Annotated in this window: 12 protein-coding genes and 1 tRNA gene; all 13 read left to right on the forward strand. The window is 56.2% G+C overall.

All coding sequences use genetic code 11. The features are described from left to right. Positions 1-36 precede the first annotated feature (36 nt). A tRNA-Trp gene (locus D8U71_RS17500) sits at positions 37-112 on the forward strand. Positions 113-157: 45 nt separating this feature from the next. Next, positions 158-526: a preprotein translocase subunit SecE gene (secE, locus tag D8U71_RS17505; RefSeq protein ID WP_016772937.1), complete on the forward strand. Its 369-nt coding sequence runs from the start codon at positions 158-160 to the stop codon at positions 524-526. Positions 527-535: 9 nt separating this feature from the next. After that, positions 536-1,069: a transcription termination/antitermination protein NusG gene (gene nusG, locus D8U71_RS17510; RefSeq protein WP_007957598.1), complete on the forward strand. Its 534-nt coding sequence runs from the start codon at positions 536-538 to the stop codon at positions 1,067-1,069. Positions 1,070-1,187: 118 nt separating this feature from the next. Continuing rightward, positions 1,188-1,619, forward strand: a complete 432-nt coding sequence (gene rplK / locus D8U71_RS17515) for a 50S ribosomal protein L11 (protein WP_003176435.1) — start codon at positions 1,188-1,190, stop codon at positions 1,617-1,619. Continuing rightward, complete coding sequence (rplA, locus tag D8U71_RS17520; RefSeq protein ID WP_024014523.1) at positions 1,619-2,314, forward strand: 50S ribosomal protein L1; 696 nt, start codon at positions 1,619-1,621, stop codon at positions 2,312-2,314. Before rplK ends, rplA begins: the two co-directional genes overlap by 1 nt. Before the next feature lie 198 nt (positions 2,315-2,512). Beyond that, on the forward strand, positions 2,513-3,013 hold the full coding sequence (rplJ, locus tag D8U71_RS17525) for a 50S ribosomal protein L10 (protein ID WP_008081912.1): 501 nt from the start codon (positions 2,513-2,515) through the stop codon (positions 3,011-3,013). Positions 3,014-3,086: 73 nt separating this feature from the next. After that, positions 3,087-3,452 (forward strand): 50S ribosomal protein L7/L12, encoded by a 366-nt coding sequence (gene rplL / locus D8U71_RS17530; RefSeq protein WP_007962228.1) that lies wholly within the window; start codon positions 3,087-3,089, stop codon positions 3,450-3,452. A 221-nt stretch (positions 3,453-3,673) separates the two neighbouring features. Then, positions 3,674-7,747 carry a DNA-directed RNA polymerase subunit beta gene (gene rpoB / locus D8U71_RS17535; protein ID WP_016772939.1) on the forward strand — a complete coding sequence of 1,358 codons (4,074 nt, stop codon included), beginning with the start codon at positions 3,674-3,676 and terminating at the stop codon, positions 7,745-7,747. A 64-nt stretch (positions 7,748-7,811) separates the two neighbouring features. Beyond that, a complete protein-coding gene (gene rpoC / locus D8U71_RS17540) occupies positions 7,812-12,011 on the forward strand; it encodes a DNA-directed RNA polymerase subunit beta' (protein ID WP_071173747.1) in 4,200 nt (1,399 codons plus the stop codon). 216 nt (positions 12,012-12,227) lie between these two features. Continuing rightward, entirely contained in the window at positions 12,228-12,599 is a 372-nt protein-coding gene (rpsL, locus tag D8U71_RS17545; protein ID WP_003186084.1) for a 30S ribosomal protein S12, read from the forward strand. 107 nt (positions 12,600-12,706) lie between these two features. Continuing rightward, the gene (rpsG, locus tag D8U71_RS17550) at positions 12,707-13,180 is read left to right on the forward strand and encodes a 30S ribosomal protein S7 (RefSeq protein ID WP_016772941.1); all 474 of its coding nucleotides are present in this window, start codon (positions 12,707-12,709) and stop codon (positions 13,178-13,180) included. Between the two features lie 30 nt (positions 13,181-13,210). After that, the gene (gene fusA / locus D8U71_RS17555; protein WP_016772942.1) at positions 13,211-15,316 is read left to right on the forward strand and encodes an elongation factor G; all 2,106 of its coding nucleotides are present in this window, start codon (positions 13,211-13,213) and stop codon (positions 15,314-15,316) included. A gap of 31 nt (positions 15,317-15,347) precedes the next feature. After that, on the forward strand, positions 15,348-15,450 hold a 103-nt coding region (locus D8U71_RS17560; protein ID WP_130888304.1), incomplete at its 3' end, for a GTP-binding protein.

The following is a 15,450-nucleotide window of genomic DNA, read 5'->3' on the forward strand; positions in this document are numbered from 1 at the left end:
TTCGGGCCGGCATAATGGTCGGCCTGATTTTGTTTTAGGTCAGTAGCTCAATTGGCAGAGCGACGGTCTCCAAAACCGTAGGTTGGGGGTTCGATTCCCTCCTGACCTGCCAGATTCACTCGGTGTGTCTGGCTTTCTTTTCACAGGATCTTCATAGATGACTCCTAAAGCTGAAGCTCAAGGCTCTCGCTTCGATCTGCTCAAGTGGCTTGTAGTAGTCGCTTTGGTGGTTGTTGGCGTTGTTGGCAATCAGTATTACGCTGCTTCGCCGATCCTGTACCGTGTACTCGCTTTGCTTGCCATTGCTGCTGTAGCTGCCTTTGTAGGCCTGCAGACCGCGAAGGGCAAGTCTTTCTTTGTACTGGTTAAGGAAGCTCGCACCGAGATTCGTAAAGTCGTGTGGCCAACTCGCCAAGAAACCACGCAGACCACGCTGATTGTCGTGGCTGTTGTTCTGGTTATGGCGTTGCTGTTGTGGGGTCTCGATTCCCTGCTCGGCTGGCTTGTTTCCTTGATTGTCGGCTAAGGGTGTCCCGTGGCTAAGCGTTGGTATGTTGTGCATGCTTACTCGGGTTACGAGAAGCATGTGATGCGCTCGCTGATCGAGCGCGTAAAGCTGGCTGGCATGGAAGATGGCTTCGGCGAGATTCTGGTTCCCACTGAAGAAGTGGTTGAGATGCGTAACGGCCAGAAGCGCAAAAGCGAACGGAAGTTCTTCCCAGGCTATGTGCTGGTCCAGATGGATATGAACGAGGGTACTTGGCACTTGGTCAAGGATACTCCTCGGGTGATGGGTTTCATCGGCGGTACCGCTGACAAGCCTGCACCAATTACCGATAAAGAGGCAGAAGCGATTCTGCGTCGCGTTGCTGATGGTAGCGACAAGCCGAAGCCGAAGACGTTGTTCGAGCCAGGCGAGACGGTGCGTGTCAATGACGGTCCATTCGCTGATTTCAATGGCGTTGTGGAAGAAGTTAACTACGAAAAGAGCCGGATCCAAGTGGCAGTGCTCATTTTCGGTCGCTCTACTCCGGTGGAGCTCGAGTTCAGTCAGGTCGAGAAGGTCTAACTGGACAAGCAATCCCAACCCCGCAGCCTTAGGCTGTGGGGTTTTGTCGTCACTGGGATAAACGCGCAAGTAACCGGGGAGCCTTTCGAGGCGTTCGAACCCGTAATTGGAGTGCCTCATGGCCAAGAAGATTACCGCTTACATCAAGCTGCAAGTGAAGGCCGCTCAGGCTAACCCAAGTCCACCGGTTGGTCCTGCTCTGGGTCAGCACGGCGTGAACATCATGGAATTCTGCAAGGCTTTCAACGCCCGTACTCAGGGTCTTGAGCCAGGTTTGCCGACTCCAGTGATCATCACTGTCTACAGCGACCGTAGCTTCACTTTCGAAACCAAATCCACCCCTGCTTCGGTTCTGCTGAAGAAGGCGGCCGGTCTGACCAGCGGTTCCGCTCGTCCGAACACCGTTAAGGTTGGCACTGTTACCCGTGCTCAGCTGGAAGAAATCGCGAAAACCAAAAACGCGGATCTGACTGCAGCTGATATGGATGCAGCCGTGCGTACTATCGCCGGTTCTGCTCGTAGCATGGGCCTTAACGTGGAGGGTGTGTAATGGCTAAGCTGACCAAGCGTCAAAAGGCTATCGCCGGCAAAATCGAAGCAGGCAAGGCCTACAACATTGTAGACGCCGCTGCTCTGCTGGCCGAGCTGTCGACTGTCAAGTTCAGCGAGTCGTTCGACGTTGCTGTAAACCTGGGTGTAGACCCGCGTAAATCTGACCAGGTTGTTCGTAGCGCTACTGTGCTGCCACACGGCACTGGCAAGACCGTTCGCGTTGCTGTGTTCACCCAGGGTCCAGCTGCTGAGGCCGCTCTGGCTGCCGGCGCTGACCGTGTAGGTATGGACGACCTGGCTGCCGAAATGAAAGGCGGCGACCTGAACTATGACGTAGTGATCGCATCCCCGGATGCCATGCGCGTTGTAGGTCAGTTGGGTCAGATCCTCGGTCCACGCGGCCTGATGCCTAACCCGAAAGTAGGCACCGTAACTCCAGACGTAGCCAACGCGGTCAAGAACGCCAAAGCTGGTCAGGTTCGTTATCGCACCGACAAAAACGGCATCATCCACACTTCCGTTGGCAAGATCGGCTTCGACGCCGTCAAGCTGAAGGAAAACGTTGAAGCCCTGATCGCTGATCTGAAGCGTATCAAGCCAGCTTCCTCGAAAGGCATTTACGTCAAGCGCGTTACCCTGAGCACCACCATGGGCCCAGGTCTGGTTATCGACCAGAGCTCGCTCGACGCGTAAGACAAAGGTTGGCGCGGTTTGCCGCGCCAATTGAAAGATTGGGGTCCCTGCCTGGCGGGGGCTATCCAAGACCGTAGGCGGCGCAAGCCTTAAACCTCAAGCCTACGCAGATGGTGCTCCCGGTTCCTTACCGAATCAGACACCAAAACGACATTCGGTTCCGATCGAATGAAACGGTAACAAGCAGGAGTTAAACCCGTGGCAATTAATCTCGAAGACAAGAAGGCCATCGTCGCTGAAGTCAACGAGGCTGCCAAAGTCGCTCTGTCCGCTGTCGTGGTTGATGCACGTGGCGTAACAGTAGGCGCAATGACCGGACTCCGTAAAGAGGCTCGTGAAGCTGGCGTTTACGTACGTGTTGTACGTAACACCCTGCTCAAGCGCGCTGTTGCTGACACTCAATACAGTGTCCTCAACGACGTGTTCACCGGCCCGACCCTGATTGCATTCTCGAACGAACATCCGGGCGCTGCTGCCCGTATCTTCAAAGAGTTTGCCAAGGGTCAGGACAAGTTCGAGATCAAGGCAGCTGCGTTCGAGGGCAAGTTCCTCGCAGCTAATCAGATCGACGTACTGGCAACTCTGCCGACCCGTGACGAAGCAATTTCTCAGCTGATGAGCGTGATTCAAGGCGCAACCAGCAAATTGGCTCGTACTCTGGCGGCAATTCGCGACCAGAAAGAAGCTGCCGCAGCCTAAGGCTCGTCACTTCTCGCGTTTTTTGTTTATTTCGATGGTCGCGTAGGCCGTCCCCCAATTCAGGAATTGAGTCATGTCTCTGACTAACGAACAAATCATCGAAGCAATCGGCCAGAAATCCGTAGTGGAAATCGTTGAGCTGATCAAAGCGATGGAAGAAACCTTCGGTGTTACCGCTGCTGCCGCTTCGGCTGGCCCAGCTGTAGCTGCTGCTGCTGTTGAAGAGCAAACCGAGTTCAACGTTGTTCTGCTGGAAGCTGGCGAGAAGAAGGTTAACGTGATCAAGGCAGTTCGTGAACTGACCGGTCTGGGCCTGAAAGAAGCCAAAGAGAAAGTAGACGGCGCTCCTCAGGTTGTAGCTGAAGGCGTTTCGAAAGAAGCGGCTGAAGACGCCAAGAAGAAGCTGGAAGAAGCAGGCGCTAAAGTCGAGCTGAAGTAAGCATCGACTTTGCTCCTCCAGCCCGAGCGTCAAGCGACAGGCTGATGGCTGGTGGCTCTTGCCACCGGCCTTTTTCCGTTATTGGCAGCCGACTGGGTCGGTGCTGATAAAGGCGCTGTAACCACCCGATGCGGTGGCGCAAACCATGGGGTTTGCACGATTTTCTGGCTGCTCCCGTCGGGAGGGGCCAAACAAGCAGGTGACCAAGCTGGGGAACGCTGATGGCTTACTCATATACTGAGAAAAAACGTATCCGCAAGGACTTTAGCAAGTTGCCGGACGTCATGGATGTGCCTTACCTCCTGGCCATCCAGCTGGATTCGTATCGTGAATTCTTGCAAGCGGGAGCGACTAAAGATCAGTTCCGCGACGTGGGCCTGCATGCGGCCTTCAAATCCGTTTTCCCGATCATCAGCTACTCCGGCAATGCTGCGCTGGAGTACGTCGGTTATCGCCTGGGCGAACCGGCATTTGATGTCAAAGAATGCGTATTGCGCGGTGTAACTTTCGCCGTACCTTTGCGGGTAAAAGTGCGCCTGATCATTTTCGACAAAGAATCGTCGAACAAAGCGATCAAGGACATCAAAGAGCAAGAAGTCTACATGGGTGAAATCCCCCTGATGACTGAGAACGGTACCTTCGTAATCAACGGTACCGAGCGTGTTATCGTTTCCCAGCTGCACCGTTCCCCGGGCGTGTTCTTCGACCACGACCGCGGCAAGACGCACAGCTCCGGCAAACTGCTGTACTCGGCTCGCATCATTCCTTACCGCGGTTCGTGGCTGGACTTCGAATTCGACCCGAAAGACTGCGTCTTCGTGCGTATCGACCGTCGTCGCAAACTGCCGGCTTCGGTACTGCTGCGCGCACTCGGTTACACCACCGAAGAAGTGCTGGACGCGTTCTACACCACCAACGTATTCCACCTGAGCGGCGAAACCCTCAGCCTGGAACTGGTGCCGTCGCGCCTGCGTGGTGAAGTTGCGGTTCTGGACATCCAGGACGAGAAGGGCAAGGTCATCGTTGAGCAAGGCCGCCGTATTACCGCGCGCCACATCAACCAGATCGAAAAAGCCGGTATCAAGACGCTGGACGTGCCACTGGACTACGTCCTTGGTCGCACCACCGCCAAGGCTATCGTGCACCCGGCTACCGGCGAAATCCTGGCCGAATGCAACACCGAGCTGAACACTGAAGTCCTGGCTAAAATCGCCAAGGCTCAGGTCGTTCGCATCGAGACCCTGTACACCAACGACATCGACTGCGGTCCGTTCGTCTCCGACACGCTGAAGATCGACTCCACCAGCAACCAATTGGAAGCGCTGGTCGAGATCTATCGCATGATGCGTCCAGGCGAGCCGCCAACCAAAGACGCTGCCGAAACCCTGTTCAACAACCTGTTCTTCAGCCCTGAGCGCTATGACCTGTCTGCGGTCGGCCGGATGAAGTTCAACCGTCGTATCGGTCGTACCGAGATCGAAGGTTCGGGCGTGCTGTGCAAGGAAGACATCGTCGCGGTCCTGAAGACTCTGGTCGACATCCGCAACGGTAAAGGCATCGTCGATGACATCGACCACCTGGGTAACCGTCGTGTTCGCTGCGTAGGCGAAATGGCCGAGAACCAGTTCCGCGTTGGCCTGGTACGTGTTGAGCGTGCGGTCAAAGAGCGTCTGTCGATGGCAGAAAGCGAAGGCCTGATGCCGCAAGACCTGATCAACGCCAAGCCAGTGGCTGCGGCGGTGAAAGAGTTCTTCGGTTCCAGCCAGCTGTCGCAGTTCATGGACCAGAACAACCCGCTGTCCGAGATCACCCACAAGCGTCGTGTCTCTGCACTCGGCCCTGGCGGTCTGACTCGTGAGCGCGCAGGCTTCGAAGTCCGTGACGTACACCCGACTCACTACGGTCGTGTCTGCCCGATTGAAACGCCGGAAGGTCCGAACATCGGCCTGATCAACTCCCTGGCTGCGTACGCTCGCACCAACCAGTACGGCTTCCTGGAAAGCCCGTACCGCGTGGTGAAAGAGGGTGTGGTCACCGACGAGATCGTGTTCCTGTCCGCTATTGAAGAAGCCGATCACGTGATCGCGCAGGCTTCGGCGACCATGAACGAGCAGAAAGTCCTGATCGACGAACTGGTTGCCGTACGTCACCTGAACGAATTCACCGTCAAGGCGCCGGAAGACGTCACCCTGATGGACGTTTCGCCGAAGCAGGTTGTATCGGTTGCAGCGTCGCTGATTCCGTTCCTCGAGCACGACGACGCCAACCGTGCGTTGATGGGTTCGAACATGCAGCGTCAGGCTGTACCGACTCTGCGCGCTGACAAGCCGCTGGTAGGTACCGGCATGGAGCGTAACGTAGCCCGTGACTCCGGCGTTTGCGTCGTGGCTCGTCGTGGTGGCGTGATCGACTCCGTAGACGCCAGCCGTATCGTGGTTCGTGTTGCCGATGACGAAGTTGAAACCGGTGAAGCCGGTGTCGACATCTACAACCTGACCAAATACACCCGCTCGAACCAGAACACCTGCATCAACCAGCGTCCGCTGGTGCGTAAAGGTGATCGCGTTCAGCGTAGCGACATCATGGCCGACGGCCCGTCCACCGACATGGGTGAACTGGCGCTGGGTCAGAACATGCGCATCGCGTTCATGGCATGGAACGGCTTCAACTTCGAAGACTCCATCTGCCTGTCCGAGCGTGTGGTTCAGGAAGACCGTTTCACCACGATCCACATTCAGGAACTGACCTGTGTGGCCCGTGACACCAAGCTTGGCCCAGAGGAAATCACTGCGGACATCCCGAACGTGGGTGAAGCTGCACTGAACAAGCTGGACGAAGCCGGTATCGTTTACGTAGGTGCTGAAGTAGGCGCAGGCGACATCCTGGTGGGTAAGGTCACTCCGAAAGGCGAGACCCAACTGACTCCGGAAGAAAAACTGCTGCGTGCAATCTTCGGTGAAAAAGCCAGCGACGTTAAAGACACCTCCCTGCGCGTGCCGACCGGCACCAAAGGTACTGTCATCGACGTACAGGTCTTCACCCGCGACGGCGTTGAGCGTGATGCTCGTGCACTGTCGATCGAGAAGTCCCAGCTGGACGAGATTCGCAAGGATCTGAACGAAGAGTTCCGCATCGTTGAAGGCGCGACTTTCGAACGTCTGCGTTCCGCACTGGTAGGCCACAAGGCCGAAGGCGGCGCCGGCCTGAAGAAAGGTCAGGACATCACCGACGAAGTACTCGACGGTCTTGAGCACGGCCAGTGGTTCAAACTGCGCATGGCTGAAGATGCGCTGAACGAGCAGCTCGAGAAGGCTCAGGCTTACATCGTAGATCGTCGCCGTCTGCTGGACGACAAGTTCGAAGACAAGAAGCGCAAACTGCAGCAGGGCGATGACCTGGCTCCAGGCGTGCTGAAAATCGTCAAGGTTTACCTGGCAATCCGTCGCCGCATCCAGCCGGGCGACAAGATGGCCGGTCGTCACGGTAACAAGGGTGTGGTCTCCGTGATCATGCCGGTTGAAGACATGCCGCACGATGCCAATGGCACCCCGGTCGACGTGGTCCTCAACCCGCTGGGCGTACCTTCGCGTATGAACGTTGGTCAGATCCTCGAAACCCACCTGGGCCTCGCGGCCAAAGGTCTGGGCGAGAAGATCAACCGGATGGTCGAAGAGCAGCGTAAAGTCGCTGAACTGCGCACCTTCCTGGACGAGATCTACAACCAGATCGGCGGTCGTAACGAAGATCTGGACAGCTTCTCCGATCAAGAAATCCTCGATCTGGCGAACAACCTGCGTGGCGGCGTTCCAATGGCCACTCCAGTGTTCGACGGCGCCAAGGAAAGCGAAATCAAGGCCATGCTGAAACTGGCAGACCTGCCGGAAAGCGGCCAGATGCAACTGACCGACGGCCGCACCGGCAACAAGTTCGAGCGTCCAGTTACCGTTGGCTACATGTACATGCTGAAGCTGAACCACTTGGTAGACGACAAGATGCACGCGCGTTCTACCGGTTCTTACAGCCTGGTTACCCAGCAGCCGCTGGGTGGTAAGGCGCAGTTCGGTGGTCAGCGTTTCGGGGAGATGGAGGTCTGGGCACTGGAAGCATACGGTGCTGCTTACACTCTGCAAGAAATGCTCACAGTGAAGTCGGACGATGTGAACGGCCGTACCAAGATGTACAAGAACATCGTGGATGGCGATCACCGTATGGAGCCGGGCATGCCCGAGTCCTTCAACGTGTTGATCAAGGAAATTCGTTCCCTCGGCATCGATATCGATCTGGAAACCGAATAACACGTGACGCGAATCGAGAGCGGGGCAGGAATGCCCGCTCTCTGCTCCGCCAGGAGGAAAGGCCTTGAAAGACCTACTGAATTTGCTGAAAAACCAGGGTCAAGTCGAAGAGTTCGACGCCATCCGCATCGGATTGGCCTCGCCGGAGATGATCCGTTCGTGGTCGTTCGGTGAAGTTAAAAAGCCGGAAACCATCAACTACCGTACGTTCAAACCCGAGCGTGACGGCCTGTTCTGCGCCAAGATCTTTGGTCCGGTAAAGGATTACGAGTGCCTGTGCGGTAAGTACAAGCGCTTGAAGCACCGTGGTGTGATCTGCGAGAAGTGCGGCGTTGAAGTTGCACTGGCCAAGGTTCGTCGTGAGCGCATGGCGCACATCGAACTGGCTTCGCCGGTTGCCCACATCTGGTTCCTGAAATCGCTGCCGTCGCGTATCGGCCTGCTGATGGACATGACCCTGCGTGATATCGAACGCGTTCTCTACTTCGAGAGCTATGTCGTTATCGATCCAGGCATGACCACCCTTGAAAAAGGTCAGCTGCTGAACGACGAGCAGTATTTCGAAGCGCTGGAAGAGTTCGGTGACGATTTCGACGCCCGCATGGGTGCCGAAGCTGTCCGTGAACTGCTGCACGCTATCGACCTGGAGCACGAGATTGGCCGTCTGCGCGAAGAGATTCCGCAAACCAACTCGGAAACCAAGATCAAGAAGCTGTCCAAGCGTCTGAAGTTGATGGAAGCCTTCCAGGGTTCCGGCAACCTGCCAGAGTGGATGGTGCTGACCGTTTTGCCGGTTCTGCCGCCAGATCTGCGTCCACTGGTCCCGCTGGATGGCGGTCGTTTCGCGACCTCCGACCTCAACGATCTGTATCGTCGAGTGATCAACCGTAACAACCGTTTGAAGCGCCTGCTGGATCTGTCCGCGCCGGACATCATCGTGCGCAACGAAAAGCGTATGTTGCAGGAAGCGGTCGATGCACTGCTCGACAACGGTCGTCGTGGCCGCGCTATCACTGGTTCCAACAAGCGTCCTCTGAAATCCCTGGCTGACATGATCAAGGGTAAGCAAGGTCGTTTCCGTCAGAACTTGCTCGGTAAGCGTGTTGACTACTCCGGTCGTTCGGTAATTACTGTAGGCCCGACCCTGCGTCTGCACCAGTGCGGTCTGCCGAAGAAGATGGCTCTCGAGCTGTTCAAGCCGTTCATTTTCGGCAAGCTGGAAATGCGTGGTCTGGCGACCACCATCAAAGCGGCCAAGAAAATGGTCGAGCGCGAGTTGCCAGAGGTTTGGGACGTTCTCGCTGAAGTGATTCGCGAACACCCGGTTCTGCTCAACCGTGCGCCGACCCTTCACCGTCTGGGTATCCAGGCGTTTGAACCGGTACTGATCGAAGGTAAGGCTATCCAGCTGCACCCTCTGGTCTGCGCCGCGTACAACGCCGACTTCGACGGCGACCAGATGGCCGTGCACGTACCGCTGACGCTGGAAGCCCAGCTCGAAGCGCGTGCATTGATGATGTCGACCAACAACATTCTGTCGCCAGCCAACGGTGAGCCAATCATCGTTCCGTCGCAGGACGTTGTATTGGGTCTGTACTACATGACTCGTGAAGCGATCAACGCCAAGGGCGAAGGTCGTGTGTTCGCGGATCTGCAGGAAGTCGACCGTGTGTTCCGTGCCGGCGAAGCCGCACTGCACGCCAAGGTCAAGGTTCGTATCAACGAAACCGTCAACGACCGTGACGGCAACAGCGTGAGCGGTACCCGTATCGTCGACACCACTGTCGGCCGTGCGCTGCTGTTCCAGGTTGTGCCAAAAGGTCTGTCGTTCGACGTCGTCAACCTGCCGATGAAGAAAAAGGCGATCTCCAAGCTGATCAACCAGTGCTACCGCGTGGTTGGTCTGAAAGAGACCGTGATCTTCGCTGACCAGTTGATGTACACCGGTTTCGCTTACTCGACCATCTCCGGCGTTTCCATCGGTGTTAACGACTTCGTTATCCCGGATGAAAAAGCCCGCATCATCGGTGCGGCCACCGACGAAGTGAAAGAGATCGAGAGCCAGTACGCCTCCGGCCTGGTAACCCAGGGCGAGAAGTACAACAAAGTGATCGACCTCTGGTCGAAAGCGAACGACGAAGTTTCCAAGGCGATGATGGCCAACCTCTCGAAAGAGAAAGTCATCGACCGTCACGGCGACGAAGTCGACCAAGAGTCTTTCAACTCGATGTACATGATGGCCGACTCGGGTGCGCGGGGTTCCGCAGCACAGATTCGTCAGCTGGCCGGTATGCGTGGTCTGATGGCCAAGCCGGACGGTTCCATCATTGAAACGCCGATTACTGCGAACTTCCGTGAAGGTCTGAGCGTACTTCAGTACTTCATCTCGACGCACGGTGCTCGTAAAGGTCTGGCGGATACCGCGTTGAAAACCGCTAACTCCGGTTACCTGACTCGTCGTCTGGTAGACGTGGCGCAGGATCTGGTAGTAACCGAGATCGATTGCGGCACCGAACACGGTCTGCTGATGACTCCGCACATTGAAGGCGGTGACGTTGTAGAACCGTTGGGTGAGCGCGTACTGGGTCGTGTCATTGCCCGTGACGTATTCAAGCCGGGTACCGAGGACGTTATCGTTCCTGCCGGCACTCTGGTTGACGAGAAGTGGGTCGAGTTCATCGAGCTGAACAGCATCGACGAAGTGATCGTGCGTTCGCCGATCAGCTGCGAAACCCGCTACGGCATCTGCGCCAAGTGCTACGGCCGTGATCTGGCTCGTGGTCACCAGGTGAACATCGGTGAAGCGGTCGGCGTTATCGCTGCCCAGTCTATCGGTGAGCCGGGTACCCAGCTGACCATGCGTACGTTCCACATCGGTGGTGCGGCAAGCCGTACTTCCGCAGCCGACAGCGTTCAGGTGAAGAATGGCGGTACCGTCCGTCTGCACAACCTGAAGCACGTTGAGCGAGTGGATGGCCATCTGGTTGCTGTGTCCCGTTCCGGTGAGCTGGCAATCGCGGATGACTTCGGTCGTGAGCGCGAGCGTTACAAGCTGCCGTACGGTGCTGTGATTTCGGTTAAAGAAGGTGACAAGGTCGACGCTGGCGCAATCGTGGCCAAGTGGGATCCGCACACTCACCCGATCGTTACCGAAATGAAAGGTACCGTGACCTACGTGGGCATGGAAGAAGGCATCACGATCAAGCGTCAGACTGACGAATTGACCGGTATGACCAACATTGAAGTACTTGACGCGAAAGATCGTCCAGCTGCCGGTAAGGAAATCCGTCCAGCAGTGAAGATGGTCGACGACAACGGCAAGGATCTGTTGCTGCCAGGCACTGACGTTATCGCTCAGTACTTCCTGCCAGCCAACGCCCTGGTCGGTGTGGCTGACGGTGCGAAGATTGCGATCGGTGACGTTATCGCTCGTATCCCGCAGGAAACTTCGAAGACCCGTGACATCACCGGTGGTCTGCCGCGTGTTGCCGACCTGTTCGAAGCCCGTCGTCCGAAAGAAGCGTCGATTCTGGCTGAAGTCAGCGGCACCATCGCGTTCGGTAAAGAGACCAAAGGCAAGCGCCGTCTGGTCATTACCCCGAACGACGGTAGCGATCCGTACGAAGAGCTGATTCCGAAGTGGCGTCACCTGAACGTCTTCGAAGGCGAACAGGTAAACCGCGGCGAAGTTATCTCCGACGGTCCAAGCGATCCGCACGACATCCTGCGTCTGCTGGGTGTAAGCGCGCTGGCCAAGTACATCGTCAACGAGATCCAGGACGTTTATCGTCTGCAAGGCGTGAAGATCAACGACAAGCACATCGAGACCATCCTGCGTCAGATGCTGCGTAAAGTTGAGATCTCCGAGTCCGGCGATTCCAGCTTCATCAAGGGCGACCAGATGGAACTGACTCACGTACTGGTAGAGAACGAGCGCCTGGGCGCGGAAGACAAGTTTGTCTCCAAGTTCACTCGCGTTCTGCTGGGTATCACCAAGGCGTCGTTGTCCACCGAATCGTTCATCTCGGCGGCTTCCTTCCAGGAAACCACCCGCGTACTGACCGAAGCGGCAGTCACCGGCAAGCGCGATTACCTGCGCGGCCTGAAAGAAAACGTAGTCGTGGGTCGTCTGATCCCGGCCGGTACCGGTCTTGCCTATCACAGCGAGCGCAAGCGCCGCCGTGATGCCGACAAGCCGTTGCGCGTAAGCGCCAGTGAAGTGGAAGCTGCACTGACCGAAGCGCTGAACTCGAGCGGTAACTGAGTTCTGCGATAAACGAGCGTGAGGCCCTGATCGCTCCGTTCGTCGAATCGAGACATTAAGTCAAGGTTCGATGGGCGGGGAGGTCGGGGCCTTGCCTTGACTGGAATCAAGATCCTCTTTAGACTCTTGATCCCCTAAATTTGGCGGGAATTCGTTCCTGCCATTTTGCTTTTCTTGCAAGACAATAGCGTCGCAAGACAACAGTGGAGCTAGTAGATGGCAACTATCAACCAGCTGGTACGTCAGCCGCGTAAGCGTATCGTCGAGAAATCCGACGTACCTGCGCTGCAGAACTGCCCGCAACGTCGTGGCGTGTGCACCCGTGTGTACACCACCACGCCGAAAAAACCTAACTCGGCACTGCGTAAAGTATGCCGTGTGCGTCTGACCAACGGTTTCGAGGTTTCCTCGTACATCGGTGGTGAAGGCCACAACCTGCAAGAGCACAGCGTGGTACTGATCCGCGGCGGTCGTGTAAAAGACTTGCCAGGTGTTCGTTACCACACCGTTCGCGGCTCCTTGGATACTTCCGGCGTTAAAGGCCGTAACCAGGGTCGTTCGAAGTACGGTACCAAGCGTCCGAAGTAATCGGCCGTTTTGCAGATTTTTATTTTATTGAGTCGATAAGAGTAAGGTCGGGCACGCATCCTCTGGATCTGTCCCGAGCTAACCTGAAGACCGCTTGAGGGCTTATCATGCCAAGACGTCGCGTAGCAGCAAAGCGTGAGATTCTGGACGATCCGAAATACGGAAGCCAGATCCTCGCCAAATTCATGAACCACGTTATGGAAAGCGGCAAGAAAGCCGTTGCCGAGCGTATCGTTTATGGTGCCCTGGAAACCGTTGCGGCCCGTAAGGCTGGCACCGATCCCCTGGAACTCTTCGAAAAAGCACTCGACGCCATCGCTCCGCTGGTCGAAGTGAAGTCGCGCCGCGTTGGTGGTGCTACTTACCAGGTTCCGGTCGAGGTTCGTCCTTCCCGTCGTAACGCTCTGGCAATGCGCTGGTTGGTAGACTTCGCCCGTAAGCGCGGCGAGAAGTCTATGGCTCTGCGTTTGGCTGGCGAACTGCTGGATGCTGCTGAAGGTAAAGGTGCTGCTGTTAAGAAGCGTGAAGACGTGCACCGTATGGCCGAAGCTAACAAAGCTTTCTCGCACTACCGCTTCTAATTTTAGCTTCACTAATTTTGCGAGGGCTTTATGGCTCGTACTACTCCGATTAGCCGCTACCGTAACATCGGTATCGTCGCTCACGTGGATGCTGGTAAAACCACAACCACCGAGCGCGTACTGTTTTACACCGGCAAAAGTCACAAAATGGGCGAGGTGCATGATGGCGCCGCGACCACAGACTGGATGGTTCAGGAGCAGGAGCGTGGTATTACCATTACTTCTGCTGCCATTACCGCCTTCTGGAAAGGTTCCGAGAAGCAGTACTCTCACGAGCACCGTTTCAACGTAATCGATACCCCGGGCCACGTTGACTTCACCATTGAAGTTGAGCGTTCCCTGCGCGTACTCGACGGCGCTGTCGTTGTGTTCTGCGGTACTTCGGGTGTTGAGCCGCAGTCGGAAACCGTATGGCGTCAAGCCAACAAATACGGCGTTCCACGTCTTGTTTACGTAAACAAGATGGACCGTGCCGGCGCCAACTTCCTGCGCGTGATCGGTCAGATCAAGCAGCGTCTGGGTCACACTCCGGTGCCGATCCAGTTGGCCATCGGCTCCGAAGACAACTTCCAGGGTCAGATCGATCTGATCAACATGCAAGCTGTCTACTGGAACGACTCCGATAAAGGTATGGTCCCTGTTCGCAAGGACATTCCTGCCGAGCTCCAAGAGCTGGCTGAAGAGTGGCGCAACAACATGGTTGAAGCTGCTGCCGAAGCCAACGAAGAGCTGATGAACAAGTACCTGGAAGGCGAAGAGCTGTCGATCGAAGAGATCAAGGCTGCTTTGCGTCAGCGTACTATCGCCGGCGAAATCGTTCTGGCCGTTTGCGGTTCTTCGTTCAAGAACAAGGGCGTTCCCCTGGTTCTCGACGCCGTTATCGACTACCTGCCTGCTCCGACCGACATTCCTGCTATCAAGGGTTCCAACCCTGATAACGAGGAAGAAGAGATGGAGCGTCATGCAGACGACAACGAGCCTTTCGCGGCTCTGGCGTTCAAGATCGCTACCGACCCATTCGTGGGTACCCTGACCTTCGTCCGCGTTTACTCGGGCGTGTTGAACTCCGGCGACGGCGTGATCAACTCGGTCAAAGGCAAGAAAGAGCGCGTGGGTCGTATGGTGCAAATGCACGCAAACGCCCGTGAAGAGATCAAGGAAGTACGCGCTGGTGACATCGCGGCCCTGATCGGCATGAAGGACGTCACCACTGGTGAAACCCTCTGCAACGCTGACAAGCCAATCATCCTGGTTCGCATGGACTTCCCGGAGCCGGTTATTTCGGTTGCCGTAGAGCCTAAGACCAAGGATGACCAGGAAAAAATGGGTATCGCTCTGGGCAAGCTTGCTCAGGAAGACCCGTCTTTCCGCGTTAAAACTGATGAAGAGACTGGTCAGACGATCATCTCCGGCATGGGCGAGCTGCACCTGGACATCCTGGTTGACCGGATGCGCCGTGAGTTCAACGTCGAAGCCAACATCGGCAAGCCTCAGGTTTCGTATCGTGAACGCATCACGAAGAACTGTGAAATCGAAGGCAAGTTCGTTCGTCAGTCCGGTGGTCGCGGCCAGTTCGGTCACTGCTGGATCCGTTTTGCTCCTGCTGACGAAGGTCAGGAAGGTCTGCAATTCGTGAACGAAGTTGTAGGTGGTGTGGTTCCTAAGGAATACATCCCGGCTATCCAGAAGGGTATCGAAGAGCAGATGAAGAACGGCGTTGTTGCCGGCTATCCGCTGATCGGCCTGAAGGCTACCGTGTTCGATGGTTCTTACCACGACGTCGACTCCAACGAGATGGCGTTCAAGGTGGCTGCTTCCATGGCGACCAAGCAACTGGCCCAGAAGGGTGGTGGTGAGTTGCTCGAGCCGATCATGGCGGTAGAGGTTGTTACGCCTGAAGACTATATGGGTGATGTGATGGGCGACCTTAACCGTCGTCGCGGCATGATCCAGGGTATGGAAGACACAGTGTCCGGCAAGGTTATCCGTGCCGAGGTTCCACTGGGTGAGATGTTCGGTTATGCGACCGACGTTCGTTCCATGTCCCAGGGTCGCGCAAGCTACTCTATGGAATTCAAAAAATACGATACGGCTCCGTCGCACATCGTCGAATCCGTAACCAAAAAACAAGGCTGATTCAGCCCCTTTAGGCTAGGAGTTAATTGTCGTGGCTAAAGAAAAATTTGATCGTTCCCTACCGCACGTCAACGTTGGCACCATTGGTCACGTTGACCACGGTAAAACCACTCTGACTGCTGCTCTGACTCGCG

This window comes from Pseudomonas sp. Sample_21, assembly GCF_004307525.1.
Lineage (GTDB): Bacteria > Pseudomonadota > Gammaproteobacteria > Pseudomonadales > Pseudomonadaceae > Aquipseudomonas > Aquipseudomonas atacamensis.

Coding starts and splice junctions, on each gene's coding strand:
- rpoB (WP_016772939.1), top strand. CDS start 3,674: ATGGCTTACTCATATACTGAGAAAAAACGTATCCGCAAGGACTTTAGC.
- rpsG (WP_016772941.1), top strand. CDS start 12,707: ATGCCAAGACGTCGCGTAGCAGCAAAGCGTGAGATTCTGGACGATCCG.
- secE (WP_016772937.1), top strand. CDS start 158: ATGACTCCTAAAGCTGAAGCTCAAGGCTCTCGCTTCGATCTGCTCAAG.
- fusA (WP_016772942.1), top strand. CDS start 13,211: ATGGCTCGTACTACTCCGATTAGCCGCTACCGTAACATCGGTATCGTC.
- rplK (WP_003176435.1), top strand. CDS start 1,188: ATGGCCAAGAAGATTACCGCTTACATCAAGCTGCAAGTGAAGGCCGCT.
- rplA (WP_024014523.1), top strand. CDS start 1,619: ATGGCTAAGCTGACCAAGCGTCAAAAGGCTATCGCCGGCAAAATCGAA.
- rplL (WP_007962228.1), top strand. CDS start 3,087: ATGTCTCTGACTAACGAACAAATCATCGAAGCAATCGGCCAGAAATCC.
- rpsL (WP_003186084.1), top strand. CDS start 12,228: ATGGCAACTATCAACCAGCTGGTACGTCAGCCGCGTAAGCGTATCGTC.